At 49.2% G+C, this 5,354-nt stretch carries 2 tRNA genes and 3 rRNA genes; all 5 read right to left on the bottom strand.

Annotated features, from left to right (window positions below):
- Window position 1: 1 nt before the first annotated feature.
- The 5 genes from rrf to QEZ38_RS09620 all read right to left on the bottom strand — a co-directional run bounded on the left by rrf (window position 2) and on the right by QEZ38_RS09620 (window position 5,207).
- Window positions 2-117: ribosomal RNA gene (gene rrf / locus QEZ38_RS09640) — 5S ribosomal RNA — on the bottom strand.
- 78 nt (window positions 118-195) lie between these two features.
- Window positions 196-3,099: ribosomal RNA gene (locus tag QEZ38_RS09635) — 23S ribosomal RNA — on the bottom strand.
- Between the two features lie 125 nt (window positions 3,100-3,224).
- Window positions 3,225-3,297 (bottom strand) — tRNA-Ala (locus QEZ38_RS09630).
- Window positions 3,298-3,347: 50 nt separating this feature from the next.
- Window positions 3,348-4,893: ribosomal RNA gene (locus QEZ38_RS09625) — 16S ribosomal RNA — on the bottom strand.
- The 16S, 23S and 5S rRNA genes sit together here with 2 tRNA genes alongside, the layout of an rRNA operon.
- Window positions 4,894-5,135: 242 nt before the next feature.
- Window positions 5,136-5,207, bottom strand: a tRNA-Glu gene (locus tag QEZ38_RS09620).
- Between the last annotated feature and the right edge of the window lie 147 nt (window positions 5,208-5,354).

Here is a 5,354-nt window from a genome sequence, read left to right as displayed (position 1 = left end):
AGCTAAGCGACTTCCTTATCTCACAGGGGGCAACCCCCAACTACTTCCGGCGTTCTAGGGCTTAACTTCTGTGTTCGGCATGGGTACAGGTGTATCTCCTAGGCTATCGTCACTTAACTTTGAGTAATACCTACTCAAAATTGAATATCTATCAAATTTCACTTAAAATAATCACGCTTCGTATTCTCAGTTGCTTTGGATAAGTCCTCGAGCTATTAGTATTAGTCCGCTACATGTGTCGCCACACTTCCACTTCTAACCTATCTACCTGATCATCTCTCAGGGCTCTTACTGATATAAAATCATGGGAAATCTCATCTTGAGGTGGGTTTCACACTTAGATGCTTTCAGCGTTTATCCCTTCCCTACATAGCTACCCAGCGATGCCTTTGGCAAGACAACTGGTACACCAGCGGTAAGTCCACTCTGGTCCTCTCGTACTAGGAGCAGATCCTCTCAAATTTCCTACGCCCGCGACGGATAGGGACCGAACTGTCTCACGACGTTCTGAACCCAGCTCGCGTGCCGCTTTAATGGGCGAACAGCCCAACCCTTGGGACCGACTACAGCCCCAGGATGCGACGAGCCGACATCGAGGTGCCAAACCTCCCCGTCGATGTGAACTCTTGGGGGAGATAAGCCTGTTATCCCCAGGGTAGCTTTTATCCGTTGAGCGATGGCCCTTCCATACGGAACCACCGGATCACTAAGCCCGACTTTCGTCCCTGCTCGAGTTGTAGCTCTCGCAGTCAAGCTCCCTTATACCTTTACACTCTGCGAATGATTTCCAACCATTCTGAGGGAACCTTTGGGCGCCTCCGTTACCTTTTAGGAGGCGACCGCCCCAGTCAAACTGCCCGTCAGACACTGTCTCCGATAGGGATCACCTATCTGGGTTAGAGTGGCCATAACACAAGGGTAGTATCCCAACAACGTCTCCTTCGAAACTGGCGTCCCGATCTCGTAGACTCCTACCTATCCTGTACATGTGGTACAGACACTCAATATCAAACTGCAGTAAAGCTCCATGGGGTCTTTCCGTCCTGTCGCGGGTAACCTGCATCTTCACAGGTACTAAAATTTCACCGAGTCTCTCGTTGAGACAGTGCCCAAATCATTACGCCTTTCGTGCGGGTCGGAACTTACCCGACAAGGAATTTCGCTACCTTAGGACCGTTATAGTTACGGCCGCCGTTTACTGGGGCTTCAATTCATACCTTCGCGTTACCGCTAAGCACTCCTCTTAACCTTCCAGCACCGGGCAGGCGTCACCCCCTATACATCATCTTACGATTTAGCAGAGAGCTGTGTTTTTGATAAACAGTTGCTTGGGCCTATTCACTGCGGCTGACTTAAAGTCAGCACCCCTTCTCCCGAAGTTACGGGGTCATTTTGCCGAGTTCCTTAACGAGAGTTCTCTCGCTCACCTGAGGCTACTCGCCTCGACTACCTGTGTCGGTTTGCGGTACGGGTAGAGTATGTTTAAACGCTAGAAGCTTTTCTTGGCAGTGTGACGTCACTAACTTCGCTACTAAACTTCGCTCCCCATCACAGCTCAATGTTATAGAACTAAGCATTTAACTCAATTCACACCTCACTGCTTAGACAGACACTTCCAATCGTCTGCTTTAGTTAGCCTACTGCGTCCCTCCATCACTACATACTCTAGTACAGGAATCTCAACCTGTTGTCCATCGGATACACCTTTCGGTCTCTCCTTAGGTCCCGACTAACCCAGGGCGGACGAGCCTTCCCCTGGAAACCTTAGTCTTACGGTGGACAGGATTCTCACCTGTCTTTCGCTACTCATACCGGCATTCTCACTTCTATGCGTTCCAGCACTCCTCACGGTACACCTTCTTCACACATAGAACGCTCTCCTACCATACCTATAAAGGTATCCACAGCTTCGGTAAATTGTTTTAGCCCCGGTACATTTTCGGCGCAGGGTCACTCGACTAGTGAGCTATTACGCACTCTTTGAATGAATAGCTGCTTCTAAGCTAACATCCTAGTTGTCTGTGCAACCCCACATCCTTTTCCACTTAACAATTATTTTGGGACCTTAGCTGGTGGTCTGGGCTGTTTCCCTTTCGACTACGGATCTTAGCACTCGCAGTCTGACTGCCGACCATAATTCATTGGCATTCGGAGTTTATCTGAGATTGGTAATCCGGGATGGACCCCTCACCCAAACAGTGCTCTACCTCCAAGAATCTCTAATGTCGACGCTAGCCCTAAAGCTATTTCGGAGAGAACCAGCTATCTCCAAGTTCGTTTGGAATTTCTCCGCTACCCACAAGTCATCCAAGCACTTTTCAACGTGCCCTGGTTCGGTCCTCCAGTGCGTCTTACCGCACCTTCAACCTGCTCATGGGTAGGTCACATGGTTTCGGGTCTACGTCATGATACTAATTCGCCCTGTTCAGACTCGGTTTCCCTACGGCTCCGTCTCTTCAACTTAACCTCGCATCATAACGTAACTCGCCGGTTCATTCTACAAAAGGCACGCTCTCACCCATTAACGGGCTCGAACTTGTTGTAGGCACACGGTTTCAGGTTCTATTTCACTCCCCTCCCGGGGTGCTTTTCACCTTTCCCTCACGGTACTGGTTCACTATCGGTCACTAGGGAGTATTTAGGGTTGGGAGATGGTCCTCCCAGATTCCGACGGGATTTCGCGTGTCCCGCCGTACTCAGGATACTGCTAGGTACAAAGATTATTTTAAATACGAGGCTATCACTCTCTTTGGCTGATCTTCCCAAATCATTCTTCTATAGTCTTTGAGTCCACATTGCAGTCCTACAACCCCGAAGAGTAAACTCTTCGGTTTGCCCTCCTGCCGTTTCGCTCGCCGCTACTAAGGCAATCGCTTTTGCTTTCTCTTCCTGCAGCTACTTAGATGTTTCAGTTCACTGCGTCTTCCTCCTCACATCCTTAACAGATGCGGGTAACAGGTAGTACCTGTTGGGTTCCCCCATTCGGAAATCCCTGGATCATCGCTTACTTACAGCTACCCAAGGCATATCGTCGTTTGTCACGTCCTTCTTCGGCTCCTAGTGCCAAGGCATCCACCGTGCGCCCTTATTAACTTAACCTTATTTTTCTGACCTTTCAGTCATAAACTCTTATTAATACTACAGCGTTTTCGGTTTATTTTCTTGTTACTATTTGATATAGATATTCAATTTTCAATGTGCATTACTTGGTGATCTCTCACCAATGGAGCCTAGCGGGATCGAACCGCTGACCTCCTGCGTGCAAAGCAGGCGCTCTCCCAGCTGAGCTAAGGCCCCACAAGACCTCTCAAGACTAAACAAGACCAATGTGCATTCCTTATCCTTAGAAAGGAGGTGATCCAGCCGCACCTTCCGATACGGCTACCTTGTTACGACTTCACCCCAATCATCTATCCCACCTTAGGCGGCTGGCTCCAAATGGTTACCTCACCGACTTCGGGTGTTACAAACTCTCGTGGTGTGACGGGCGGTGTGTACAAGGCCCGGGAACGTATTCACCGCGGCGTGCTGATCCGCGATTACTAGCGATTCCGACTTCATGTAGGCGAGTTGCAGCCTACAATCCGAACTGAGACTGGCTTTAAGAGATTAGCTTGCCGTCACCGACTTGCGACTCGTTGTACCAGCCATTGTAGCACGTGTGTAGCCCAGGTCATAAGGGGCATGATGATTTGACGTCATCCCCACCTTCCTCCGGTTTATTACCGGCAGTCTCGCTAGAGTGCCCAACTGAATGATGGCAACTAACAATAGGGGTTGCGCTCGTTGCGGGACTTAACCCAACATCTCACGACACGAGCTGACGACAACCATGCACCACCTGTCACCTCTGTCCCGAAGGAAAGCTCTATCTCTAGAGCGGTCAGAGGGATGTCAAGACCTGGTAAGGTTCTTCGCGTTGCTTCGAATTAAACCACATGCTCCACCGCTTGTGCGGGCCCCCGTCAATTCCTTTGAGTTTCAACCTTGCGGTCGTACTCCCCAGGCGGAGTGCTTAATGCGTTAGCTGCGGCACTAAACCCCGGAAAGGGTCTAACACCTAGCACTCATCGTTTACGGCGTGGACTACCAGGGTATCTAATCCTGTTTGCTCCCCACGCTTTCGAGCCTCAGCGTCAGTTACAAGCCAGAGAGCCGCTTTCGCCACCGGTGTTCCTCCATATATCTACGCATTTCACCGCTACACATGGAATTCCACTCTCCCCTCTTGCACTCAAGTTAAACAGTTTCCAAAGCGTACTATGGTTAAGCCACAGCCTTTAACTTCAGACTTATCTAACCGCCTGCGCTCGCTTTACGCCCAATAAATCCGGACAACGCTCGGGACCTACGTATTACCGCGGCTGCTGGCACGTAGTTAGCCGTCCCTTTCTGGTAAGATACCGTCACAGTGTGAACTTTCCACTCTCACACTCGTTCTTCTCTTACAACAGAGCTTTACGATCCGAAAACCTTCTTCACTCACGCGGCGTTGCTCGGTCAGACTTCCGTCCATTGCCGAAGATTCCCTACTGCTGCCTCCCGTAGGAGTCTGGGCCGTGTCTCAGTCCCAGTGTGGCCGATCACCCTCTCAGGTCGGCTATGTATCGTCGCCTTGGTGAGCCGTTACCTCACCAACTAGCTAATACAACGCAGGTCCATCTGGTAGCGATGCAATTGCACCTTTCAAGCAGATATCATGCAATATCTACTATTATGCGGTATTAGCTATCGTTTCCAATAGTTATCCCCCGCTACCAGGCAGGTTACCTACGCGTTACTCACCCGTTCGCAACTCATCCAGAAGAGCAAGCTCCTCCTTCAGCGTTCTACTTGCATGTATTAGGCACGCCGCCAGCGTTCGTCCTGAGCCAGGATCAAACTCTCATTAAAAGTTTGAGTTCTCACTCATTTCTGTCACTGACAGATTTATTGTTTTTTTCATTGTTCAGTACTACAACCTTAGTTGTAGTGCCCTGCACATTGGTTCGTCTTGTTCAGTTTTCAAAGGTCTTTGTCACTCACTTCTCTCAAGTGACAACTATATTAGTATATCACAGCCGCTTTCGCTTGTCAACACTTTTTTGAAACTTTTTTTAATTTTTTTCATCTAGTGTTCTAACTGCTTCATACTATAGTCCGTACGGGATTCGAACCCGTGTTACCGCCGTGAAAAGGCGGTGTCTTAACCCCTTGACCAACGGACCGGAGTTGTTATTTTCAACTCTTACTATTATACCGACTTTTCTTACTTTGTCAACACCTTTTTTTAATTTTTTTTAAAGTCTCTGTAATGTTTCCTTCAGCTCTCTGAGAAGGGCTTTGCGACCTTTAAATCGTTCGTCTGCCCAGAG

The organism is Streptococcus taonis (assembly GCF_029948085.1).
GTDB lineage: Bacteria > Bacillota > Bacilli > Lactobacillales > Streptococcaceae > Streptococcus > Streptococcus taonis.
The sequence above is the reverse complement of the archived record's forward strand: the minus strand, read 5'-3'. Positions and strand labels throughout refer to the sequence as shown.